This is a genomic window from Shewanella morhuae, assembly GCF_003028295.1.
Classification (GTDB): Bacteria; Pseudomonadota; Gammaproteobacteria; order Enterobacterales; family Shewanellaceae; genus Shewanella; species Shewanella morhuae.
Genome location: NZ_PYSG01000002.1, coordinates 206,310 through 231,011 on the forward strand (window position 1 = coordinate 206,310; position 24,702 = coordinate 231,011).

Consider the following 24,702-nt stretch of genomic DNA (forward strand, 5'->3'; position numbering starts at 1 on the left):
CTTTAATTAGAGATTAGAAATCGTAACGTACGCCTACAGAGAATACGTTGTCATCTTGTAGATCGACTTTGTTACCGGCAACAACATGATCACCGCGGTACATAGCGTATTGACCATATACCATAGTTGATTTAGCTAAACGGTAGTCAGCACCCACGTTGAAGTTTTGTACGTCGATATCAGTACCAGTTAATCCACCTTTATTCACGTTTTTGTAGTAGCTTCCGAAGCCAGCATCATCAGCACCGTATTCAGCTTTCAGGTTTACACCGTTCAAATCATAAGATACGTTGACGTAGTAAGTATTACCATCGATATCATTATTTACAACATCTTCTGCGTTCTGGAATAAACCACCAACCTTGAATTGACCTAATTTTACTTGGCCAACTAAGCGGTATGCATCAACACCTGCAATACCTTTGTTGTATGCGACAGCTGCATAATAGATTTGTTCTTTAAACTTGCTGTCACCAAGAGTTGCGCTTAGTGCATATAAACTTTCAGAGGTTTTCGCTGTTGTATCGTTACCGTCAAATTGATAGTTGGCATTTAATGTGATTAATCCAGCAATTTTTGGTGAGTAATACCAAACACCATCAGCAGTACGAGTCTGAGCCGTTAATAAACGATCGATATCGGCGTTGGTATTACCGAAAATATCCACTCCGCCTTCAGCTTGTTTAAATACAGTGTCGTTACGACCCACTAGCACTGTACCAGCGTTAGTTTTTAAACCTATAAAGGTGTTACGGGCTTTGAATACATCACCTGTGCCAGAAGTATTTTCAACTTGGAATTCCATTTGATAAATAGCTTCAAAACCATCAGCAATCTTTTCTGAGCCTTTAACGCCTAATAAAGAAAAGTTATTTTCTAAATAAGTGCCTGAGTTGTTTTCATCGGCGTAGTTACTGGTATCAACACCATTAGTGCCGCCTTGTAGAGTAGCACCAGTTTCTGTATTGGTTAAAGCAAGCTCTAAACGACCATAGAAGCTTGGGCCTTCGGCTAGCGCACCGAATGAAGCCAATGCCAGTACAGATGCAACTGATGCAGAAATGAGTGTCTTTTTCATGTTTTGTGCTCCCTCGAACCTAAGTTCTTATCCATTTTTCATGGTTTTTGTGTGGTTTTACACATTTGCTACTGATATTGGTAACAAAAGTTGTTGCCGAGTTTTACAGTTTTACGATTCTTTAGCTGTGGTACAGATCATGTTTCTGGCTATTGTTACCCATAAACAGGCTGTCTCTAGGTGCTTTCACAATTAGTGACTGCAAATTTATCTAAAAAGAGTAAAACCGTTATGTTTTTTTACTGCTTAAGTGGTAGGTGTGACAGATTGTATTAAGCAGTACATCGGCGGAAATAACTGTAGCATATACTAATACTCTAGCAAATCAGTGATATCTATGGTGGATTTGTGAATAGTAGAAGATTTAAACGACTAAAGAGGGGGGATGCATTATTTTCATCAATAGATAATGTATATGGCTTCATGTAATACACTTTTAAATCAATGTTTAACTTGAGGAGCTCGTGTTACTACCAGAGGCTTACTTTATCGTGTTTTATAGGCAGAACTCCAAAAACGTATCTCGCGACCATAGACCATAGTCTTAGTCTTTAAATGCAAAAATGCAGCCTGTGATGCCATCGATTTTACACATTTACCTATTTATGCTGGTGTTTGCGCATGACAAATCACAAGACGGCTATGATTATTCATAAATACTCTGGTGATGAATAAGTTAAATGGATCACTGCTGCGGCTGAAATCCCTCACAAGCTAGTCCGACTACAGTTGATTTATATATTAGCTTAAGACACCCGACGATGTGATTTCAGTTTATGTTGAGATAGTTTAGAATCCACGCCAAATTTTGGGTGTTGCTATTGAGCCGTATCCGTTGGTATCGATTCAATGCTGAAGCAAGTGTTTTGCTGGTATTGCGTAATATAAGGTAAGTATCTATGACTGAGGCCTATCAAAATCGATTTGGCGGAATTGGCCGTTTGTATGGACAAAAGGCTCTGGCTAAATTTGCCACATCCCATGTGGTAGTCATTGGTATCGGTGGCGTAGGTACTTGGGCAGCAGAAGCCTTAGCACGTAGTGGTATTGGCCAGATTAGCTTAGTTGATTTAGATGATATTTGTGTAACAAATACCAACCGACAGATTCATGCACTGACTTCCACCATAGGGCATTCTAAAGTGGCCGTGATGGCGCAACGCATCCGCGAAATAAACCCAGAATGCCAAGTGAATGAGATTGAAGATTTTATTACATTAGATAATTTAGGTGAGTATTTACTCGGCGCAAAAGCAGGCGGCAACATTGACTATGTGGTTGACTGTATTGATGCCGTAAAGCAAAAAGCGGCGTTAATTGCTTGGTGTAAGCGTCAAAAAATTAAGATAGTGACAGTCGGCGGTGCAGGTGGGCAGACAGATCCCACTCAAATCCAGTTAACCGATCTCGCTAAAACTTATCAAGATCCTCTTTTGGCTAAAGTACGTAATATTTTACGCCGTGAATATAACTTCTCTAAAAATGTGCAGCGTCGATTTGCTATCGATGCGGTATTTTCTTCTGAACAGTTAGTTTATCCGCAAGCCGATGGTTCGGTATGTGGTACGAAAGCGCAGGCAGATGGCAGCATGAGAATGGATTGCGCTTCAGGTTTTGGGGCTGTAACTATGGTGACGGGTACATTTGGCTTTGTGGCCGCAAGTCGAGTGTTAGCGCGATTGGCGCAACAATCACAGGACGCCATTTAAACACTTTAGGCTCAGTCGTTATTGCTCGTTATGTTAAATACAATTTTTTGTGAGTTCTGCGCTCGCGTAGTTTAATCATGTAGGGGGTTGATGTTGGAAGATAAACATCAACCCAGTTCAATGTATTAGTGCACTGAAACGACTAATCTACATATCAATTAATCAATATTGGTTGAGCCGTAAAATATCAATATCCTCAATATCTAATATCTATCACCGCTTCCAATAAATGCTAATACTGCTCGAGAAAGGCATAAAAGTGTTCTTTATTAGCTAATATAATCAGTTTAATAAAACCGGGTTTATGGCATAAAATTTGCTTTAAAATCGATAAGTTCAATTTTTTGTCACAGGGATAACGCTATGTTTAAACTTAAGCTGGATGCAGTTAAGGTTTTTAGCCCGAAAAAAATCATGTTTAAACTCATGCTGTGGCTTATGGTGAGTTGTGCCGTTTTATTGCTTTCGCCCCCTAACATATTGGCTACGATAGCGCTGGATCAATTTATCGCCGAGCATGCTCAGTTTGTAGGCTTAGGTTTAATTGTTTCTATTGCTTACTTTTTAAGCCAGTTGATAAATTTAGGTTTGGATGAATCAATTCGCCATTTAAGCGACAAACGAGTTATTGAGACCATTGAGTCGAAAGTTAATTTGCTTGATCCTGCTGAGCGAGCGTTACTTCGAGAGTTTTTTCTACAAGGTGCCACTATTTTGACTCTACCGCAAAATGAAACGGCGGTGAGAAGTTTAGTGAATGCCTGTATTTTAGAAGCATTAGGTAATGAGCGTCATTATGCGATTCAAGGGCCCACCGCAGATTATAAGATTGCCATGAAAGCGCGTATGTATCTCAACCGTGATGTGTTGCGCTTACCCGCTGGAGAGCCAAGCCAAGAAGAGATGCAGTCATTAATTAAGGCGCGTCCACAATTTTTAAATGGTTTAGTCCAAAATAGAAAACACGCAGCATAGGCGTGTAAGATGCGATGATGACATTTGGGTTATTATCTGAATTATGGGGCTTACGCAGAACAAACAATAAAAAGTGGGGGTAATTACCCCCCCCAAAATTGTGCATTTATACAAGAGCATGAAGAACAACTGGAGCAAAACTACGGTTTTGGTGCCGACTTCACAATGAACATCCAAGTGATATAAGACATTATCCCTATAGTACAAAAGATAACGATCATTGAAAGTAAGCCTATCGGGTTACCAAACATCAGATCTAACCAAAATGCCATGACTGAAATCCTATTTCTGGTGAAGTCCTCTCTAAATTAGCGGTATTAAATGGGCTGAATATTGATTTCGATCAATAAAAAATCGACAGCAGAGACCGAAAGCATAACTGTTAATTAACTCTGTGATCGTAGTCATACTCTGCATGCGCTTAATCTTACTGAGTTCAAACTTCTTTATGTTTTGCGGGAGTCTTGGTACAAATTCTGCTGCTGAACTCCTAAGTTTAAAATCTTGAGCTCAATGGTTGATTCAAATCATGCAATGAAATCGCTCTTTTTATGCGCGATGCTATTGTTTGATGCTTTGATGCTTTGATGCTTTGGTGCTTTGGTGCTTTGGTGCTTTGGTGCTTTGGTGCTTTGGTGCTTTGGTGCTTTGGTGCTTTGGTGTGAGGATGGGGTTCTGCACTGAGCATTTTATCCGTAAAGATGGCTATATCTGAAGATGGACAACCAGAGTTAGTCTTATCGATTACTCTATTTAGGCTGAACAACCCTCAAGCGCCTTATTTTTGAGCGGTTAAATATAATTTATATTAAAGACGCGGCAAAAGACTTGCCATTGTCATCGGCAAAGGTATAATCCACACCACTTAGAAAAGCACAGGTTTTGGCTCGATATAAGTGTATGTTTGGTATGAAAGTATTGTGAAATAAATAGATAAAAATATTTAAGTTACATCGTTTTATATCAACTGTTTTAGATTAAGTTTTGCAAAGTTATTTAGCGTGATTAGATTACTTTACAAAGCTAATACAGCTGTTAAGTCTTTGCCTGAGTGATGAAATTGGTATACATGGGGGATTCAAAATCCCCTGTCGCGAGACGTGTCGGTTCGAGTCCGACCTCAGGTACCATTATTTGAAAGCCCTGTTTCTTAATTGAACAGGGCTTTTTTATAGCTGAAATTCAATCCCTTCCTATCTGTTGCCTTGTAATACCAGTCACATTAACTATCTAATCAGTTCAGAGCCTCACAGGTATTTCAATCCGAGGCGCATTGACGCAGAAATGGTTATTCCCTTTTAAGTCAATGCAACACGGGAGTGGGATGCCTGTGAGGCTCCCAAAGGGCGGGTTTCAACGCGCTTTATACTGCGTTTAAGGCTCTCGACAGAGCACCACTATGCCTTCAATCCTTCGCCTTGTCTAAAGCGCGTTGAACTCCCGCTGAATGAACAGATATTTAATACGATTGGTATAAGTAAACGTCAGTGCTAGCGCGGATTTCAATCAAATATCAGAGTCAATTTATTATCTGCAATAAACCACTACACAGTTCGAATTTGGCCGCTGGCGTTTACTCCTTCTGATAAAAAAAAGCCGATTTCACGTCGGTTTTTAGTGTCTAAAATTTGGAGGAAAGTGGATTTAGTGGGATTCGGCGATATCCATTTGTGTCATGGTTACGCCTTTGATTTGAGCATAAATTGCTTTACCTTGAGTGAGTTGCAGTTCATGGCAAGCCCAAGGGGTAATGTTGGCCCAGAGTTCATCGCGGCCTAGCGCTATTTTTAATTGAACTTGTTCACCGTTATCGCTGGGATATAACTCTTTAACCTCACCTTTTAATAAGTTACGGATACTTGACCCTCTTGGGATTTCTGTACAAACAGAAACATGGTTTGCCTGAATACGTACTTTGAGTTTTTTCTCTGTTGCAGCAAGATGGCCGCTAACCCACAGATGATTACCATCATCCATCACTAAACGTGTCATGGGATAATCGGGATGCCTATCGGCTACCTTAGCGCTGAGCAGTGAGCTTAACTCCTGCAATGGCACCCAAGGCCGCATTTGTTCGCTGTTCCACACGTCGCTGAGCGTGCCTTGAGCAATCACGTTTCCTTGGTGTAGTACCAGCATATAATCGGCCAGTTGCAAAATCTCATCAAGGCTGTGGCTAACGTACACAATTGGCAGTGCTAACTCCTGCGATAACGTTTGCAAGTAAGGCAGTAACTCGCGTTTGCGGGGTAAATCCAGTGAGGCTAAGGGTTCATCCATTAACAGCATATCGGGTGCTGTTAGCAGTGCACGGCCAATTGCGACGCGCTGTTTTTCACCGCCCGATAGTGTAATGGGGTAGCGGCTTAAGAGTTTTTCGATTCCAAGCAGCTGTACAATCTTATCAAATAACACTGGATTGGCTTGGCGTACGCCATAGTTGAGATTGCCCTTCACGCTGTAGTGCGGAAAAAGCCTAGCTTCTTGAAATACATAACCTATCTTGCGCTTCTCTGGTGGAAGATTGACTTTCCCTTGTTGATATAGCAATTTGTCGCCGAGGCGAATTTCACCCTTATCTGGCGTCGAAAGGCCACCGAGCAGGTTCACCAACGAGGTTTTACCCGCACCTGAACGTCCAAAAACGGCGGTAATTCCCTGTAAGGGTAATTGCGTGTCTACTTTTAGTTGTAATTGGCCAAGCTGTTTTTCAATATTAATGCTTAACATACACTTGCGGTCCTCTGTAGGGCTTTTTTAGTTAGCCATTGCGAGGCAAGTAAAGAGGCTAAGGCGATAACTATTGAAATAATGCACAAACGCATTGCTTCATACTCAGCGCCAGGGGTTTCAATAAAAGAGTACATTGCCAGTGGAATAGTGCGGGTTTCGCCGGGAATATTAGACACGAAAGTAATGGTAGAACCAAACTCTCCTAAGCTACGGGCAAAGGCGATAATCATACCCGAAATAATCCCGGGAGACGTGAGCGGCAATGTAATGGTCAGAAATACTCGCCATCGACTACTGCCTAAAGTGCGGGCGGCTTGTTCAAGTCGAATATCAACCGTTTCAAAAGATTGGCGTATCGCTCTTACCATCAACGGGAAGGATACTATCGCTGCGGCTAATGCTGCGCCGCGCCAACTAAAGCTAAAGCTGATACCAAACCAGTCAAATAACCATTGGCCAATAAACCCTTTACGTCCCATGCTGATGAGCAACAGATAACCCACTACCACGGGTGGCAACACCAGTGGTAGGTGGAGAATACTGTCGAAGATGGCTTTACCGGGAAACTCCACCCTAGCCAGTAACCAAGCGCATAAAATGCCCAGAGGTAAACTGGCAATAACGGCTATGGACGAAACCTTTAAACTAAGCAGCAGTGCGGCAATTTCATAGTCGCTTAAAAGAAATCTATTTAACACAAAGCCGCTTAACACAGAGCTATCTAAGAAAAAGTCACTTAGCACTTAGTTAACCCCAAAGCCATATTTTTCAAACACGTTTTTTGCGCTTGGGCCCTGTAAATACTCATTGAAAGCTTTAGCACTCGCCGTTGATTCTTGTTTGACTAAAGCAATAGGATATTCGATAGGGCTGTAGCTGGTGGCGGGAAAAGTCGCGACAATTTTAACTTTTTGGGTCACTTTAGCATCGGTTGCATACACTATACCAAATGGCGCTTCACCCTGTTCAACTAAAGCTAGTGCTGCACGGACGTTATTGGCGCGGGCGAGTAACGGTTCGGCTGTTTTCCACAGATTGAGGCTTTCTAATGCTTGTTTAGCATATTGGCCAGCAGGTACGTGGTCAGGATCGCCAACGGCCATACGATTGCCCTGTAATGCGGCTTTAATATCCCAATCACTATTGAGCGTGACTTCGGTGATTGAGCTATCTTTTTCAGCAATCAACACTAAAGTATTTTTCAATAAGGTTTTTCGGCTACTCACATCAACGGCTTTGGCTTCGATTAGATAATCCATCCACTTTTGGTTAGCTGAAATAAACAAATCGGCAGGCGCACCATTAGTCACTTGTTTTGCTAGCGTTGACGAAGAAGCAAAGGAGAAGATCACCTTAGTCTTGTGCTCTTTTTCATATTGCTGGCCAATTTCATTAAGCGCATTCGTGAGTGATGCTGCTGCAAAGACAGTGACTTGTTCGTTATCTGCTGCAAAACTTGGACTACAGGTTAGCGCCATACCGAATATAGTGGCAGTGGTAAAACGCAAAAACTGTTTCAGCTGAGTTGATTTCATTGTGTTGCTCCTTGATAAAAAGTTATCGTTGTATACCAATCTATATAGCGATGATTCAAGTCCTAAACGCATAATTAGTGATCTATGTACGGTTTTGAGCGGATAAACTCTATAAAGAGGTAGAAATAACTCGGTTATCTTATTGGTATCGTATAGTCGATAGGGGACAATAACGCTCAAATCAGACTCAGGTGCTGGATAAACTATGGATTTACAAGCATTACTTACGCTTTCCCTTGATGATAAAACCTTCGCCAATCCGCGGCGGATAAACTTGCTTGAACAGGTTGCTAATACGGGTTCGATTAGCCAAGGCGCAAAACTTGCGGGAATAAGCTACAAAGCTGCGTGGGACGCGATTAATGAAATGAACACCGTAATGCCAGAGCCGGTAGTAAACAGCGAGAAGGGCGGTAAAGGTGGCGGTGGCGCTAAGCTCACCGAATTTGGCAAACGTTTACTCAAGGTGTATTCGATCACTGCACAAGTACAAGCCATGGCCTTAGCGGCTTTACTCGATGAATCGGTCGATATGCATAGTCTATTAGATGTAATGGCGCATTTTTCCCTCAACACCAGCGCCCGTAATCAGCTCACTGGGCGTATTAATCGTATTGATTCATTGGGATTAAATGACAACATTAGCGTGATCTTAGCGGGTGGACAAGCTATCCAGATTTCAGTCACTCATGCGAGCCGTGAACGCTTGCAGCTGATTATGGATAAGTCGGTGTTGTTATTATTTAAAGCGCCCGCTGTGATTGCGAGTAAAAATACCTGTCATGTTGATGGACAAAATTGCCTAAGTGGGCACTTGCTGAGTGTGACTGAACTTGGCAATAAAGCCGAATTAGCCATAGATATTGATGGTAAAGACATCATCTATTCAGTGATGCCACTCACTCAAACGCAAGATTTGGTCATCGGCGAGCCCTGTTTTGCCTGTTTTGATGCCACACAGGTGATTGTCGCCAGCATGAGTTAACCAAGTTAAGTGATTAATTCGGTTAATTATTGGGTTATTCACTGTGTACGGCCAGTGACTTGGCGTTATTGTTTTGCAATGGTAAGATATTCGATAGTTTCTTTCTTTTCATTTTATAGGGGTCGTAAAGGTCGCCGTTTATTTTATGTCACGGCAGGGTTTATGGCCGCGTATTTAGTCGAGTGTATTGAGTCTGAATGAGTTGTTGTCGATATTAGCAAGCTAGTAATACGATTCAGAGATGCACATTATTTTAAGCGTGTGCTTGAGACCGATGGGGTAAATCCAGCTAAGGTTGGGTGATGGAACCTAGCTCGTTGAGGTAAATTATTTACCATTTTATTTCTAGAATGCCGCCACTTAGACAACACTCCCTGTTAAATTATTTATTCCGGCTCATTTCAATTAAGCGACTATAAGTGCGACGAAATTCAAAACTGAGTGCGCCGCCTTGGTAAAGCTCAATGAGTGCTACATCGCAGCTCAAATATAAGCGCACATCTTGATCGTATAACTCATCAATCAAACTGATAAAACGTCGCGCGGCATCGTCGTTGGCGGCGTAGGAGAGTTTACGCTCACCCGTGGTTGTGGCTTGGTTTGCACCCGTACCATCTTCAGTACCGCGAGCGCGGATCCAGCTTTTAAGTTCGCCGCCAAGTCTAGGGACACCGCTTATCATTAAAATGTTAAATCGGCTGGCTATTTCGATGTAATCGAGCTGGGATCGTGGGCCATCACACAGTGCATAAAAATCAAACCAGGCGATTGAGTCTATCTCTGTGTTATCAGTGGGGATATTGGTTGCGCGAATGACTGGAATTTCACGGTGACAGATAGTAATTGTCGTATTACATATATGTGGAGTATTGCGACTGAGCTGATTGAATATCTTGTCGAAATTGAGTGTTCCTGTAAGACCAATATTATGGGAGATAGATGCGATAGTATCTGGGCTAAGCTCAGTTTCTAAGCTGTATATTCTGTGATCTTGCTTGCCATCGAGATGCAGCATTTGAGTATGCGTTTGCAGCAACTCAATACAGGGTAAAAATCTGTGTCTGGCTAAGCCGTTTTCATATAAGCGCTCAATAGGGACGTTTGAAGTCGCGACCAATACAACACTTTGGTTGAATAAGCATTCAAATAATCCGGCGAGTATCATGGCATCGCCAATGTCTGAAACATAGAACTCATCGAAACACAGTACCTTACATTCTTTTGCCAGATCTTTGGCGATCAATGCCAACGGATCTCGCTGGCCTGAATGTTCGCGTAATGCTTGATGTATGCGTGCCATAAAACGATGAAAATGTAGTCTTATTTTTATTCCATCTGGTAAGCAATCAAAAAACAAATCCATTAAAAAAGTTTTACCTCGCCCTACATCACCCCAAAGGTATAGCCCCTTAATAGGCTTGTGAACTGAATAGATGCTACGTACTGCATTTTGCTGTTGTATCAACTGGTTAAATAAATCATCAAGAGCGAGTATGGTCTGCTGCTGCGCAGGATCTTCAATCAGATCTAAGCTCATTTTGGCTTGATAAGCCTCAAGTGGCGTGACCGTTTGAGCGGTTAATTGCGGACTGTTAGCGCTTGAATTAGCCATGTTCAGATCTCGTTAGTGATTTTTAAGGCGTTAACTACAGTAAGCCAAGTGTAATTAATGAGATGGTTTTACGTAATGTCATTGGTTTATCCCCGAATAAATATTATAGCATTAACGTTTATTATTAGGCGCTTAATGGATATGTCGCTGTGGTAGTCAGTGCTTTATCGGTTTATTGATGGGTCTTCGTTGAATAAATGGCCAAGCTCGATGCCACTAAACTATGGTTCAACTATGGCTCAACTATCGTTCAACTATAGCTACACAGAGGTTATTAGTGCTGTTGTCACTTTGATACAGTTCGTTACCTAGTCATAAGCTACCCATATTTTATTAAAATCAGTTGAATAGCATTCAGTTTTTAAAAAGAGCTGCTATGATGGCAAGGTTCTTTTTCTGGCATAAGTACAAGACATGGTAAGCAGATCCCCGTTTGAATCTTTTCAGTGGAAAAGCGATATTTTTAATTGTGAAAGCACTGATATTGATAATTTTTATCTTTTGCTTGAGCAAGAAATGACCCGTTTGGGCATGGTTGAGAAGATATTAGGTGAAGTGGGTAAATACAATCTCAGCTTATATCAGTCACCTGCGGCTAAGTCAGGCTTACCTTCTTTATTGATCAGTACAGGTTTTCACGGTGAAGAATCCGCTGGCCCTTGGGGCTTATTGCATTTTTTAAGTGAAGCTTCAGTAGACCTGTTTGAACGGGTAAATTTGAGTCTTTTACCCCTTGTTAATCCAACCGGATTCAGTCGTGGTCATCGATTTAATAAGTACGGCGAGAATCCTAATCGTGGTTTTGTATTCGAGAATGGTAAACCTAAGGCTAACGAACATACATCGGTAGAAGGGAAACTGTTGTTAGAGCAGGCACAATTGCTCCTTGCTGCGAGTCGTGATGGTATTTTAACGTGTCATGAAGATGTGTTAAGTCGTGAAGCCTATGTCTATTCTTTTGAACCGAGTCAAGTTCCAGGTCGTTTTAGTCTTGATTTACGCGATACATTAGGCGGTTATTTCTCGATTGCTGCTGATGGCGAGATTGATGCCTGCCCAGTGAAAGATGGTTTGATTTTTAATCACTTTGATACCTCATTTGAAGCTTGTTTAGTGCGAAGTGGTGCTCGTGTTGGCGCGTGTACCGAAACGCCTGCGCTGCAAAACTTCGATCAACGAGTATTAGCAAACAGTGCTGTCATGACCCATTTTTTGGCTTTATGTGCACCATTATGTGATTGATGTTGTTATTTTATTAGGCTTATGAACGCCTGAAAAATGATAAAAAAATACCCGCGATTAGCGGGTATTTTTTTAGGTGATATTAACCAGTAACTTATTGGTTAATTCGTAGTGGTACACCGGTACGCTCATCGAGCAGCTTCTTGATCACAGAAGAATCGGTGTCAGCTTTAGCGATAAACTTGGCGATATCTCTTGGTAATGAAATCGCGACAGGATCATTGGATTCAAATTCAGCCGCAGTGCGAGACAGTGGTTGGTGCACTGCTAAGTAACGCTTACCGTCAGGCTCTTCGGTTGCTTTAATCGGTTGGTTTACAAACTGTACGCGGGTGCCCACTGGTACGGTCTTGAATAAATGCTCGATATCTTCATGGCGTAAACGTACACAACCTTGGCTGACACGTAAACCGATACCGAAACTGGCGTTGGTACCATGAATTGCATATAAGTTGCCGATATACAGCGCATACAGACCCATAGGGTTATCTGGACCCGCTGGCCATACAGCAGGCAGAATTTCACCCTTAGCAGCATATTCTTTACGAATTCGTGGCGTAGGTGTCCATGTTGGGTTAGCACGCTTACGTTGCACGCTAGTTACCCAGTTTTCAGGGGTATCCTTACCAATCTGACCAATACCTATTGGCAGCACTTCAACAGTCTTTTTGCCCTTTGGGTAATAGTAAAGACGCATTTCAGCCACGTTAATGATGATGCCTTCATGGGGCGCATTAGGCAGAATTAATTGTAATGGGATGAGCAGTTTGCTACCTGGCTTTGGTAGAAAGGGATCTACGCCTGGGTTAGCTTCGAGTAAATTACTAAGACCAAGCTGGTATTTGGCAGCAATATCTTCGAGGGTATGTTTACCCTCTGGAACCGTATAATACTGGTTCTCGCCAATTAACCTGCTTTGGGCGGCTGGTAAAGGGTATTCCGTTGCTAAAGCGGACAGACTCGGGACAACCAAAGTCAATAATAAAGCTGTGGTGCGAAGCATACTCATAAGCGGAGACTACGATTCCTGTTAATAAAAAAGCGTGTTTAACGCAGCTTTCTCTCATAAAACGAGAATGGCAAATTGACGAGCAAAATGCACTGGCGCGCGAAGCTCGCATCCTTCCTTATTTTGAGCATTATTTCAACTGAAATGTGTTCTATAAAGCGTATTTATTACTTAATGTGGTTTTTTACATTTTTTAACCACAGTATTGCACTCACATTTTCTATCCAGTTGATGATGATTTTTGAGTGTCAACAATCTGAGATTGCCAGAGGACTTGGGAGGGGAACTAGGAGAGTATTAAGGCTGATGTGCAAATATGCATCGTTTTACAGGTTCAAGTTTTGTTCGAGACAAAATTGCTAACAAAAGTGTGAGTTTATACAGGTTTGTAGCTTGATTACGGGTTAATAATTTTAGTTTATGTCGAATTGTTGTTTTTTAACATATTGATATTTATTTATTTTAAATTTGATAAATTATGTGGCTGTATTCTGGTGCTTTTTAGGTTTAACTTTAGCATTTGTTTCAATGTTATCTTAAAGTTATATTTTGGTATTATAAGCGTAGATGATTGAATTTTAATATTTAACGCTCCATTAATTCATAATAATTATGCTAATATAAAATCATAAAATTGTAATTAGTATTATTTTTAACCTCGGTGAACCTTTATCGTTTAACTCTATAACCTGTATTAAGGAGGCGTTTGTGGATGCAGATTCCGTCAACAATTTTTTTCTGATCGGCGCCTTACTTACTGCTGTAAGTGTTTTAGTGAGTCCTATGTCTTCCCGCTTGGGAATTCCTATTTTATTGATTTTCCTCGCCGTAGGTATTTTGGCGGGTGAGGATGGTCCTGGTGGGATCCTATTTGATGACTATTCGACGGCCTATTTAGTCAGTAACTTAGCCTTAGCCGTTATCTTACTCGACGGGGGGATGCGTACCCGAGTTGCCAGTTTTAGGGTCGCGTTGTGGCCGGCATTATCGTTGGCAACTTTTGGGGTGGCAATTACCACCAGTATTACTGGCATGATGGCCGCATGGTTGTTTGATTTGCACTGGTTGCAAGGTTTGCTGGTTGGCGCGATTGTAGGCTCAACCGATGCTGCAGCAGTATTTTCTTTGCTCAAAGGCCGAAGCCTTAACGAACGCGTTGGCGCAACCTTAGAAATCGAGTCCGGCAGTAACGATCCCATGGCGGTGTTTTTAACCGTCACTTTGATTGCAATCCTTGCCAATGTGGATACTGAGCTTTCCTTCAGTTTTATGTTTATGAGCTTTGTTAAACAATTTGGCTTAGGCATATGCTTTGGTCTTGGTGGTGGCTGGCTGTTGTGGAAGCTGGTTAATTTGAGCAAATTAGCCGATGGCTTGTATGCCATTTTGGTGTTGAGTGGTGGACTCATCATTTACGCCGCGTCTAACAAACTCGGTGGCAGCGGTATTTTATCCATTTACTTAGTGGGATTGTTGCTCGGTAATAAACCCACCCGTGGGCGGCATGCAATTTTGAACGTGCTTGATGGCATGACATGGATCAGCCAAATCGGTATGTTCCTTGTGTTAGGGTTATTACTTACTCCCTCCGATTTAGTCGATATTATTATCCCTGGTTTTGCCTTGGCATTCGGGATGATTTTATTTGCTCGTCCCATCGCTGTTTGGGTGAGTTTGTTGCCTTTTAAAAGTTTTAGCAGTCGTGATCGCTGGTTTATCTCTTGGGTCGGATTACGCGGCGCTGTACCTATCATCCTAGCGGTATTCCCGATGATGGCAGGTTTACCTGGTGCTCAGTTATATTTTAATTTGGCCTTCTTCGTAGTGTTAGTGTCATTACTCGTCCAAGGTGCCTCTTTGACTCTTGCCGCGCGCTTAGCAAAGGTGGAACTGCCCCCAAAGCCTTTACCTGTTTCGCGTTCAGGGGTTGAGATATACCCGAGCAGCGAATGGGAAGTGTTTGTGTATCGTTTGAGTGATAGTAAGTGGTGTATTGGTGAGCCTTTAAAACGCTTGGCCATGCCTGATGGAACGCGGATTGCCGCAGTATTTAGAAACAACACCTTACTGCATCCCTCTGGTAGTACTTGTTTAGAGGCCGGTGACATACTCTGTGTATTAGGGCAAGAACGTAGTTTAGAAGCTTTAAGCCAGCTCTTTAGTCAAGCGCCAGAGACAAAAGACGTCCAGCGCTTCTTTGGTGATTTCTTTATTGAAACCGATGTAAAACTCGCCGATTTAGCGCCTATTTATGGCCTTAGCTTAGATAATGTCACTGATGATATGACTATCGCAGACTTAGTCACATCGCAACTGAGCGCAAACCCTGTGCTGGGAGATAAATTTCAATGGCAGTCATTGCATTGGGTCGTGGCGGGTATTAATGAAGGTAAAGTGACAAACGTAGGTATTCGTTTACCCACGGAGAATGCATCCTAAATACTTTGGATTCATTTTACGGTTATGCTTCTACAAAAATGCCAGCGTATTTGCTGGCATTTTTATGTTAAAACGGACTTATATTAAAACTGATAGCGCTACTGATACACAGATTTATCAGTGGGATCGGGGCGAGTCTTAAAACGACGATGTAACCACATATATTGGGCACGATTTTTATCTATGATGGTTTCGATAATCTGATTACCGCGAATCGCATCATCTAGCTCATTTTCACCGGGGAAATTATCTAACGGCGGCATGACTTCAATACGATAACCCTCATCACCTGCGGTACGTTCAACGAAAAAAGGTAATACTTTGGCTTTACCAAGTTTGGCTAAGGTGGTGGCGCCTGTAATCGTTGCTGCATCTGGCATCGCATAAAACGGGATGAATACGGCGCTCGAGCGGCCAAAGTCCTGATCGGCTGTGTACCATATTACATCGGGATTACGTAGACAGCGCACCATTTGGCGTAAATCGCGTTTAGAGACTAAGCCTTTATTCGAGCGTAAACGGCCTTTAACTTGTAGGTATTCCATCACGGGATTATTATGCGGGCGATAAACGCCTACGCCAGGTTGAAATTGACCAAAGATACGTGCGCCCATTTCCAATGGCAAACAATGAACAGCAAAAAGAATCACACCGTGACCAGCATTGAGTGTGTCTTGCACGTGTTCTTGACCGGTAATGCTCATATGCTGTTGTACTTTTTCGTCGGACCACCACCAAGCATTGATGGTATCGAAAATAGCTTTGCCGGTTTCTTCAAAATTACGTATCAGCAACTCTTCTCTCTGCGCGGGAGTCATCTCTGGGAAGCAAAGGGTCAAGTTACGGCGCGCAGTGTGCGTGCGGCTACCCGCAAACTTCATCACTAAACGGCCTAAACCTTTACCCAATTTCATCTGCCAAGATAGCGGAAGTAGTTGAGTTAAACGCATCAAAAATACGCCAAACCACATAGGCCAATGTTTAGGATGATATAACGAAGATGAAAACTCGGCTTTCTCGACCACAAAATACTCACTACTTTTGAAAATTACTGCTCATTCTAACTCAAATCCTACTGAAATTAGGTACAATCACGGTTTAATTTCTGCATATGAAGATAAGGCCACTATGAAGGTTTCACTGCCAGCATTTGAAAAAGCCAGAGTGTTAGTCGTCGGCGATGTGATGTTAGACCGCTATTGGGTTGGTCCTACGGCACGTATTTCCCCTGAAGCCCCTGTGCCTGTGGTGAAAATTAATCAGGTCGAAGACCGACCCGGTGGTGCAGCAAACGTGGCGCTCAATATTGCAACCTTAGGAGGGCAAGTACAGCTTGCAGGGCTAGTTGGTCAAGACGATACCGCCACAGCCTTAACGCTCGGCGTGCAAACCTTAGGGGTTGAGCCTCAGTGGTTAACTATTGCCGATAAGCCCACCATTACAAAGCTGCGGGTATTATCACGCAATCAGCAGTTAATCCGTCTGGATTTTGAAGAAGCCTTCGACAAGGCCGATAGTGTGCGTTTGCTTAAGCAATCTGAAGCCTTACTCGATTCAGTCGATGTGGTGGTGTTATCTGATTATGCTAAGGGTGCTATCAATGAGCCGCGGGACTTTATTGCCTTAGCACGCGCTAAAGGAGTGATGGTATTAGTTGACCCTAAGGGCAGTGACTTTGGCCGTTATCATGGTGCATCCTTAATTACCCCAAATATGAGCGAGTTTGAAGACGTTGTGGGGACTGTGACCTCAGAGGCCGATTTGCTCGAAAAAGCCCGTGGTTTACTCAAACTCCATAACTTTGATGCCATTTTAGTTACCCGCTCAGAAAAGGGTATGACTTTAGTCACCGCCAATGCGCCTGAATTACATATTCCCACCGTTGCCCGTGAAGTCTATGACGTGACTGGCGCGGGCGATACTGTGATTTCAGCGCTGGCGACTTCATTGGCTGCAGGTGCTGATTTACCGCAAGCCTGCGCTATCGCCAATACGGCGGCGGGTGTGGTTGTGGGTAAACTGGGCACTTCTACCGTGAGCCGCATTGAACTAATTAGTGCGTTAGCTGTACATCAAGGCAAATCAGGTTTTGGCGTGGTGAGTGAAGATCAATTAGCTTACGCCCTTGAGCAAGCTAAATTACGTGGTGAGCGTGTGGTCATGACTAACGGTTGTTTTGATATTTTGCATGCGGGACATGTGAGTTATCTCAAGCAAGCTAAAGCCTTGGGCGATCGCTTAATTGTGGCGGTAAACGACGATGCTTCGGTTAAGCGTCTCAAAGGAGAAGGTCGTCCAGTTAATCAAATAGATCGCCGTATGGCGGTGTTAGCCGGTTTAGCTTCGGTCGATTGGGTTGTACCTTTTAGTGAAGATACGCCGCAGCGCATTATTGCTCGATTATTGCCAAACCTGCTGGTTAAAGGGGGCGATTATAAGCTTGAAGATATTGCGGGTGGCGCTGAAGTGATTGCCGCCGGTGGTCAAGTGCAAGTGCTGGGTTTTGAAGATGGTATTTCAACGACAGCAATTATTCAAAATATCATGGCGAATCAGTGAGTCTGATTGCTCTAGTCTTTGCAGCGAGTTTGTCTTGGACACCTATTGCCGATAAGCAGGCGTTAATTTGCCCGTTACCTCAACTTGGCACTTGCTTGGCATTATTGCCTCAGCAAGTGCTGGTGCAGCTTCCCTTGACGCAGCAGCAATTTACGCAGGCTTTAGGGCAAAGAAGCGCAATGGTGATACCGGTTGACGATAGTAAAATAGCCGGGCTAATTTTAGTCAATGAGCAGCAAACACCAGCGGTTCAGTTAGCCAGTATCGATAGCGTGACCTACCAATTCCCTTTGCATCAACAAGCACAATTAACCCTGTGGCATGAGCTCGGTCACCTAGAAAACTTAGCTCTGCAAGGCACTGTTTTACCGACTCAATTGAGTGCGTATCAGCATGAATGGCTTGCCGATATCTACTTAATTTGGCGTGTTGCGCGTCAACAAGGTGATTTTTCCTTAGCATGGCAGCAATATCACCGACGTAACCTTGATGCGCTAACAAGTCAGAAATACTTGTCACATTGGAGTGCCCCTATGATGATACAAGTGTTTCATCGTTATAATGCGGGACAAGTAGCTAAATTTACTGATTATGCAGGTTTTTTGATAGATTTTTATCCAGATGCTGAACAGCTTGATCCAAGACTATTGGGTGAGTATTCGAGTTTACTGCAACGCACTTTCGGGGCAAGTGTACTACAACCGCTGCCTCGCTATCTTTTCTGGCGCAAAGCCGCTTTAGGGCAATATCTAAAACCGACCTTAACTTTGTTAATGGGCGATGTTGAAGCACAGGACTGGTTGGTACAAAACTCTATGTTGTAAACGTGTTAATTTTTATGGTGTTATTACCTGTTTAAGTCTGAACCTTAGCTGAACGAAGGTTAAATACGCTAGTTTTGGCGAAGCTCGTAGCAGTAATCCCTAGGTGGCTTTGGTAAGATTTGCCCTTAAAATAAGAGGGGAGATCTTACTATGGCTAAACGCTCGCGAGTACAAACTGAGCTGACCATTAATCAAATTATGGATGAAGCATTAAAGCAGATTTTGACTATCGGTTTTGAGACCATGTCCTATACCACGTTGTCAGAAGCAACCGGTATTAGCCGCACTGGTATTAGTCATCATTTTCCACGAAAAACTGACTTCTTAGTGCGTTTAGATGGCCGAATTGGCAATCTATTTGTTGAAGTATTAGACTTTTCTAACCAAGAAACATTAGAAACATCTTGGATGCAGGCCATGCAAGAAGAGCACTATCGCGCTGTATTGAGGCTGTTTTTTAGCCTTTGTGGCGGTGCTAATAATGAAATCACCCTCTTTAGAGCGGTAAGTAACGCGCGTCAACAAGCTATTGCTGAACTAGGTTTAGTCGGGGATAGTACGATTAATCATTTATTAGGTCGCAGCGCCGTCATGTTGTTGTCTAATTTCGATTTAGAAAAAGCGGCATAATTAGCGTAAAAAATTATTAAAATTAAGGGAGCCTATGGCTCCCTTAATGCTATTTAACGATGAGTCAATTACGCACCGATACTAGACGCTGTTAAAATCACAGCGCTTTTAAAATCGCTTCGACACTAGCCTTCGCATCCCCAAATAACATTTGGGTATTCTCTTTAAAGAACAGTGGATTTTGCACGCCAGCATAACCGGTATTCATTGACCGTTTAAAACCGATGACATTTTGTGCTTTCCACACTTCTAACACTGGCATACCGGCAATAGGGCTACCAGGGTCTTCCATTGCCGCGGGGTTAACCGTGTCGTTGGCACCAATTACTAGTACTACGTCAGTGTCGTTAAAGTCTTCGTTGATTTCGTCCATTTCAAGCACGATATCGTAGGGGACTTTCGCTTCTGCTAACAGTACGTTCATGTGGCCGGGTAAACGGCCCGCAACTGGGTGGATGCCGAAACGGACTTTCACGCCAAGATCGCGCAGTCTTTTGGTGATTTCAGCGACAGGATATTGCGCCTGTGCTACCGCCATTCCATAACCAGGAGTGATGATGACTGACGTAGCATTTTTCAGCATATCTGCCACTTCTTCAGCGTTGGTTTCACGGTATTCGCCCATTTCTTCATCGCCTGTAGAGACAGCTCCATCGGTACCAAAGCCGCCTGCGATAACTGAAATAAACGAGCGATTCATTGCTTTACACATGATGTAAGACAGAATTGCACCCGATGAACCTACTAATGCGCCGACCACAATCAAGAGGTCGTTTGACAACATAAAGCCCGCTGCTGCTGCTGCCCAACCTGAGTAGGAGTTCAACATAGACACCACCACTGGCATATCAGCGCCGCCAATCGATGCGACTAAATGCCAGCCAAAGGCAAAGGCAATGAGGGTCATCAACAGTAGTGCAGGCATAGTGCCGCCAGTCTGAACGAAATACACCATCAGGGCTAAAGACACTAAAACCGCCACTAAATTGAGTTTGTGGCGATGTGGCAACATCATAGGTTTAGATGAAAATGTGCCGCGTAACTTACCAAAGGCGACAATCGAACCGGTAAAAGTGACCGCACCGATGAAGATGCCGAGGAAGACTTCGACTAAGTGGATATTAAGCATCGCGCCAGTCAGATGTGCTTTGCTGGCAGCTTTAGCGACTTCACTTAGAGCATCATGTACTGCCGCAAGAGTGGTATTAATATCGCCACCTACTGCCACCACCACTTGTGATACTTCTTGTGGGTGTAAATCGATAAAGCTATTAAAGCCGACCAATACCGCGGCCATACCCACAAAACTGTGTAATATAGCAACCAATTCAGGCATTTGAGTCATTTCGACTTTCAATGCCAAGCGGATACCAATCGCACCACCAATCACCATGGCGATTAAGATCCATGCAATACCGTTAGTATCAGGGTTAAAAATAGTCGCCAGTAGGGCGATTGCCATACCGAGGATCCCGAATAAATTGCCATGTTTTGCCGTCTCTTGCTTCGACAGTCCCGCGAGACTGAAGATGAAGAGAATGGCGGCAATAATGTAAGCTGCTGTTACCAGTCCTTGAGACACGTTAAACCCCCTTTAATCTTTACGGAACATCTTCAGCATGCGCTGAGTGACGGTAAAACCGCCAAAGATGTTAATACTGGCGATCAGCACGGCGATAAATGCCAGTACAGTAACCAACGTTGAACCCTGACCAATTTGTAGCAGAGCGCCGACCACGATAATGCCTGAGATCGCGTTCGTTACCGACATCAAAGGTGTGTGCAGTGAATGTGAAACGTTCCAAACGACGTAATAGCCAACCACGCAAGACAGTACAAATACTGTGAAGTGTGACAAGAACTCTGCCGGTGCAACGGATGCCACAGCAGCAAATCCTGCAACACCTAAAGCGGCGAGCACGTATTTCAGTTTTGATGGCGCTTTGGGCGTGGTGTTTTTAGGCTCGATTTTCACAGCCGGTTTTACTGGGGCTGCTGAAACCGAAATCGGTGGTGGCGGGAAAGTCACTTCACCGGCTTTAATCACTGTCATATTACGCATGACTACATCATCAAAATTGATGTGGGCATTACCGTCTTTCTCTTTACACATTAACTTCATCAAATTGACTAAGTTAGTACCGTAAAGCTGTGACGATTGCGCGGGTAAACGGCCCGGTAGATCGGTATAACCAATCACTTTTACGCCATTAGGAGTGACAAATAACTCGCCCGATTGAGTGTATTCACAGTTACCGCCAGTCGCGGCGGCTAAATCAACGATCACAGAGCCGCTCTTCATGGTATCAACCATAGCTTTAGTTATGAGCTTAGGCGCAGGACGACCCGGAATTAGCGCGGTAGTGATGATGATATCGACTTCTTTGGCTTGTTCAGCAAACAGCGCCATTTCAGCGGCGATAAATTCATCCGACATGGTTTTAGCATAACCATCGGATGAGCCACCGTCTTCGTTACCAAAGTCCAGCTTAAGGAACTGGCCGCCCATAGATTCGATTTGTTCAGCGACTTCTAAACGGGTATCAAAGGCGCGTACTATGGCGCCAAGTGAGCCCGCGGTGCCAATAGCGGCAAGACCTGCAACCCCAGCACCAATCACTAATACTTTAGCGGGGGGGACCTTACCTGCAGCGGTAATTTGTCCGGTAAAGAAGCGACCAAATTGATGCGCAGCTTCAACCACGGCGCGATAACCGCCAATGTTAGCCATAGAGGAGAGAGCATCGAGTGATTGGGCGCGGGAGATGCGTGGCACCATATCCATCGCCATCACGTTGATATTGCGTTTAGACAATTTTTCAACTAGCTCAGGGTTTTGTGCTGGCCAAATAAAGCTGACGACAGTTGCCCCGTCTTTGATTTGCTCGATTTCAGCATCGTTTGGCGCATTGACCTTAAAAATGAGGTCGGCTTGCCAGACATCCGTCGTAATATTTGCTCCTGCAGCGGTAAAGGCTGCATCGTCAAAGCTAGACAGTTGACCGGCATTCGATTCAACCATCACTTCAAAGCCGAGTTTTTTTAGCTGCTCAACGGTGGCTGGCGTCGCGGCGACCCGAGTTTCACCGGCGAGACTTTCTCTCGGTATTCCAATCTGCATGATTACTCCCTGATGATTTATATAATCGTTCCGCCTGAGTACTGTTTATTACGCTTGAGCTACAAAGGTCGTTATTAGTGTCCACTCATTTATTTTATTGCGGCAAGTTATCACACTCAATATCAAGTATGAAACGTGCGTTTTAGAAACACACTTTTCTTTGAACAACAGAGGTGACAGTACGACAGGCTCGTTACCATTGTGGCAAGACTTTAATTTGGCACAAGTGCATATTGCATAAGCATGTCGTTTCAGCACTGGTCGGATCAAAAACTTTTAACCAGTGCACACTTTTGTAGCTTAATTTTTGCACTTTGTATATTCCAAAAAGGAATTAAAAATCTTATTTTATTCTTTTTTGGTTTTGTTAAAGCAAGATAAGCTAGTGGATATCACATTGTCACAGGGCTATCTCATGTTGTTAAAGGAACTTTCATCGCTGGCTTCGCCTTTGTCTCAAGGACAAATCGAAAAGCTAAAACAGCTCACTGCAGAGTTAAATGCGGTACAACTGGCTTGGGTTAGTGGCTATCTTGCCGCGACGGCTAACGCCGGGCAATTGACTCCCGCTGTTGATACTCAAGCGGCTCAGACGCTAACTATTCTTTATGGTAGTCAAACGGGTAATGGCCATGGTGTTGCTAAAGCCCTTGCCGATAAGGCGCAAGCTCAGGGTTATGCGGTTAATCTTGCTTCGATGGGCGAATATAATGTACGCCAACTGAAACAAGAAACTGTGCTTTTGCTGGTGGTAAGTACCCACGGTGAAGGTGAGGCTCCAGATGATGCAATCGAATTACATAAGTTTTTAGCTTCCAAACGTGCGCCTAAGTTAGACAACCTGCATTACTCAGTGCTTGCGCTCGGGGATTCTAGCTATGAGTTTTTCTGCCAAACTGGTAAAGACTTTGATGCTCGCCTCGCGGCTCTAGGTGCTAAGTCATTATTGCCCTTGATTGAATGTGACGTAGATTATGAAACCGCGGCAAGCCAATGGCATGCCGAGGTTTTGAACAGTGTAAAACCGTTAATTCAGGCATCTTCGGCCAATGTGGTATCAATTGGTGCTGTTAAGACAACGCAAGTAAATGAGTTTACAAAACAAAATCCATATCTTGCTGAAGTACTCGTTAGTCAAAAAATTACGGGTAATGGTTCAGATCGCGATGTACGCCATGTTGAAATAGATCTTGGTGAATCGGGCTTAACCTACCAAGTGGGTGATGCTTTAGGGGTATGGTTTAGCAATAACGAAGTATTAGTGGATGAGGTTTTAGCGGCGTTGTCACTCGCGGCTGACGAGATAGTTACGCTTGGATCGCAATCCTTGACCCTCAAGCAAGCTTTGCTCAATAACAAAGAGCTGACTCAGTTATATCCTGGATTAGTCAAAGCCTGGGCTGATCTCAGTGGCAATGTTGAGCTGTTAGCCTTGAGTGAGGATAAAGAGCAAGTACGCCATTTTATTCTCAAACATCAATTTGCTGATTTAGTCGCCCAATACCCATTAGTCAATGGCGCAAATACGTTAAGCGCAACAAAGCTACTTGAGTTACTGCGTCCATTAACGCCACGCCTTTACTCTATCGCTTCGAGTCAAAGTGAAGTCGAAACCGAAGTGCATTTAACCGTGGCCTTAGTGGAAGATGAGCGCCATGGCGCGGCGCGTTTTGGCGGCGCATCACATTTCTTAGCTTCTGCCGCTGAAGGCACACAAGTTAAGGTTTATGTTGAGCCGAATAAGCATTTCCGTTTACCCGAAAATCCAGCAACGCCCGTGATCATGGTGGGCCCTGGTACGGGTGTCGCGCCATTTCGTGCATTTATGCAAGAACGTGTTGCCCAAGGTGTTCAAGCTGATAGCTGGTTATTCTTCGGTAATCCCCATTTTGAGCAAGATTTTTTGTATCAAACTGAGTGGCAACAGCATCTTAAAAATGGCGATTTAAGTCGTATTGACGTGGCGTTTTCACGTGACCAAGCCCATAAAATATATGTACAACACCGTATTAAAGAGCAGGCAAAAACGCTGTGGCAATGGCTTGAAAATGGTGCACATCTGTACATTTGCGGCGATGCTGAGCGGATGGCAAAAGATGTTCATCAAGCCTTAATTGAAGTCGCAATTGAAGTGGGTGGATTAGATATCGGGGCCGCAGAAGCCTACTTTGACACACTACGCAGCGACAAACGCTACCAAAAAGACGTGTATTAATTGCAGCCTAGAACGCACATAAAAAACGCATAAGAA

The 24,702-nt window shown here is 43.5% G+C and carries 19 protein-coding genes and 1 tRNA gene; 10 read left to right on the forward strand and 10 right to left on the reverse strand.

Annotated elements, in window-relative coordinates; translation table 11 throughout:
* Positions 1 to 13: 13 nt before the first annotated feature.
* Positions 14 to 1,078, reverse strand: a complete 1,065-nt coding sequence (locus tag C9I43_RS01470; protein ID WP_076501242.1) for a porin — start codon at positions 1,076 to 1,078, stop codon at positions 14 to 16.
* An 899-nt stretch (positions 1,079 to 1,977) separates the two neighbouring features.
* Here C9I43_RS01470 and tcdA point away from each other — a divergent pair.
* Positions 1,978 to 2,787 carry a tRNA cyclic N6-threonylcarbamoyladenosine(37) synthase TcdA gene (gene tcdA / locus C9I43_RS01475; protein ID WP_076501240.1) on the forward strand — a complete coding sequence of 270 codons (810 nt, stop codon included), beginning with the start codon at positions 1,978 to 1,980 and terminating at the stop codon, positions 2,785 to 2,787.
* Positions 2,788 to 3,150: 363 nt separating this feature from the next.
* Complete coding sequence (locus C9I43_RS01480; RefSeq protein ID WP_107881647.1) at positions 3,151 to 3,762, forward strand: superinfection exclusion B family protein; 612 nt, start codon at positions 3,151 to 3,153, stop codon at positions 3,760 to 3,762.
* Positions 3,763 to 3,902: 140 nt separating this feature from the next.
* Here the strand turns inward: C9I43_RS01480 and C9I43_RS01485 are convergent, their stop codons facing one another.
* Positions 3,903 to 4,034, reverse strand: coding sequence for a DUF3149 domain-containing protein (locus C9I43_RS01485; RefSeq protein ID WP_076501234.1), 132 nt, complete (start codon positions 4,032 to 4,034; stop codon positions 3,903 to 3,905).
* A gap of 773 nt (positions 4,035 to 4,807) precedes the next feature.
* On the opposite strand from C9I43_RS01485, the gene C9I43_RS01495 reads away from it, so the two are divergent.
* Positions 4,808 to 4,892 (forward strand) — tRNA-Leu (locus tag C9I43_RS01495).
* Between the two features lie 514 nt (positions 4,893 to 5,406).
* On the opposite strand, the gene modC is transcribed toward C9I43_RS01495, so the two are convergent.
* The 3 genes from modC to modA are packed head-to-tail and all read right to left on the reverse strand — an operon-like array spanning position 5,407 to position 8,030.
* On the reverse strand, positions 5,407 to 6,492 hold the full coding sequence (gene modC, locus C9I43_RS01500) for a molybdenum ABC transporter ATP-binding protein ModC (RefSeq protein ID WP_107881651.1): 1,086 nt from the start codon (positions 6,490 to 6,492) through the stop codon (positions 5,407 to 5,409).
* Entirely contained in the window at positions 6,486 to 7,193 is a 708-nt protein-coding gene (gene modB / locus C9I43_RS01505) for a molybdate ABC transporter permease subunit (protein WP_373455334.1), read from the reverse strand. Before modB ends, modC begins: the two co-directional genes overlap by 7 nt.
* A 45-nt stretch (positions 7,194 to 7,238) precedes the next feature.
* Positions 7,239 to 8,030: a molybdate ABC transporter substrate-binding protein gene (modA, locus tag C9I43_RS01510; RefSeq protein ID WP_076501227.1), complete on the reverse strand. Its 792-nt coding sequence runs from the start codon at positions 8,028 to 8,030 to the stop codon at positions 7,239 to 7,241.
* 205 nt (positions 8,031 to 8,235) lie between these two features.
* On the opposite strand from modA, the gene C9I43_RS01515 reads away from it, so the two are divergent.
* Positions 8,236 to 9,015, forward strand: a complete 780-nt coding sequence (locus tag C9I43_RS01515) for a TOBE domain-containing protein (RefSeq protein ID WP_107881654.1) — start codon at positions 8,236 to 8,238, stop codon at positions 9,013 to 9,015.
* A gap of 382 nt (positions 9,016 to 9,397) precedes the next feature.
* On the opposite strand, the gene zapE is transcribed toward C9I43_RS01515, so the two are convergent.
* Positions 9,398 to 10,627, reverse strand: coding sequence for a cell division protein ZapE (zapE, locus tag C9I43_RS01520; protein ID WP_107881656.1), 1,230 nt, complete (start codon positions 10,625 to 10,627; stop codon positions 9,398 to 9,400).
* A gap of 414 nt (positions 10,628 to 11,041) precedes the next feature.
* On the opposite strand from zapE, the gene C9I43_RS01525 reads away from it, so the two are divergent.
* Positions 11,042 to 11,869, forward strand: a complete 828-nt coding sequence (locus C9I43_RS01525) for an N-acetyl-ornithine deacetylase (RefSeq protein WP_107881658.1) — start codon at positions 11,042 to 11,044, stop codon at positions 11,867 to 11,869.
* A gap of 94 nt (positions 11,870 to 11,963) precedes the next feature.
* On the opposite strand, the gene C9I43_RS01530 is transcribed toward C9I43_RS01525, so the two are convergent.
* Complete coding sequence (locus C9I43_RS01530; RefSeq protein WP_076501209.1) at positions 11,964 to 12,878, reverse strand: L,D-transpeptidase family protein; 915 nt, start codon at positions 12,876 to 12,878, stop codon at positions 11,964 to 11,966.
* Positions 12,879 to 13,586: 708 nt separating this feature from the next.
* Here C9I43_RS01530 and C9I43_RS01535 point away from each other — a divergent pair.
* Positions 13,587 to 15,317 (forward strand): potassium/proton antiporter, encoded by a 1,731-nt coding sequence (locus tag C9I43_RS01535; RefSeq protein WP_107881660.1) that lies wholly within the window; start codon positions 13,587 to 13,589, stop codon positions 15,315 to 15,317.
* 98 nt (positions 15,318 to 15,415) lie between these two features.
* On the opposite strand, the gene C9I43_RS01540 is transcribed toward C9I43_RS01535, so the two are convergent.
* A complete protein-coding gene (locus tag C9I43_RS01540; protein WP_107881662.1) occupies positions 15,416 to 16,342 on the reverse strand; it encodes an LpxL/LpxP family Kdo(2)-lipid IV(A) lauroyl/palmitoleoyl acyltransferase in 927 nt (308 codons plus the stop codon).
* 103 nt (positions 16,343 to 16,445) lie between these two features.
* Here C9I43_RS01540 and hldE point away from each other — a divergent pair, with 103 nt between their 5' ends.
* The 3 genes from hldE (at position 16,446) to C9I43_RS01555 (ending at position 19,330) form a co-directional block, all read left to right on the forward strand.
* Positions 16,446 to 17,876, forward strand: coding sequence for a bifunctional D-glycero-beta-D-manno-heptose-7-phosphate kinase/D-glycero-beta-D-manno-heptose 1-phosphate adenylyltransferase HldE (gene hldE / locus C9I43_RS01545; RefSeq protein ID WP_076501201.1), 1,431 nt, complete (start codon positions 16,446 to 16,448; stop codon positions 17,874 to 17,876).
* Entirely contained in the window at positions 17,873 to 18,700 is an 828-nt protein-coding gene (locus C9I43_RS01550) for a hypothetical protein (protein WP_107881664.1), read from the forward strand. Before hldE ends, C9I43_RS01550 begins: the two co-directional genes overlap by 4 nt.
* Before the next feature lie 150 nt (positions 18,701 to 18,850).
* Entirely contained in the window at positions 18,851 to 19,330 is a 480-nt protein-coding gene (locus tag C9I43_RS01555; RefSeq protein ID WP_076501195.1) for a TetR family transcriptional regulator, read from the forward strand.
* A gap of 97 nt (positions 19,331 to 19,427) precedes the next feature.
* Here the strand turns inward: C9I43_RS01555 and pntB are convergent, their stop codons facing one another.
* On the reverse strand, positions 19,428 to 20,912 hold the full coding sequence (pntB, locus tag C9I43_RS01560; protein ID WP_076501192.1) for a Re/Si-specific NAD(P)(+) transhydrogenase subunit beta: 1,485 nt from the start codon (positions 20,910 to 20,912) through the stop codon (positions 19,428 to 19,430).
* Between the two features lie 12 nt (positions 20,913 to 20,924).
* Positions 20,925 to 22,451, reverse strand: coding sequence for a Re/Si-specific NAD(P)(+) transhydrogenase subunit alpha (locus tag C9I43_RS01565; RefSeq protein WP_107881666.1), 1,527 nt, complete (start codon positions 22,449 to 22,451; stop codon positions 20,925 to 20,927).
* A gap of 415 nt (positions 22,452 to 22,866) precedes the next feature.
* Here C9I43_RS01565 and C9I43_RS01570 point away from each other — a divergent pair, with 415 nt between their 5' ends.
* On the forward strand, positions 22,867 to 24,666 hold the full coding sequence (locus C9I43_RS01570) for an assimilatory sulfite reductase (NADPH) flavoprotein subunit (protein WP_107883992.1): 1,800 nt from the start codon (positions 22,867 to 22,869) through the stop codon (positions 24,664 to 24,666).
* Positions 24,667 to 24,702 lie beyond the last annotated feature (36 nt).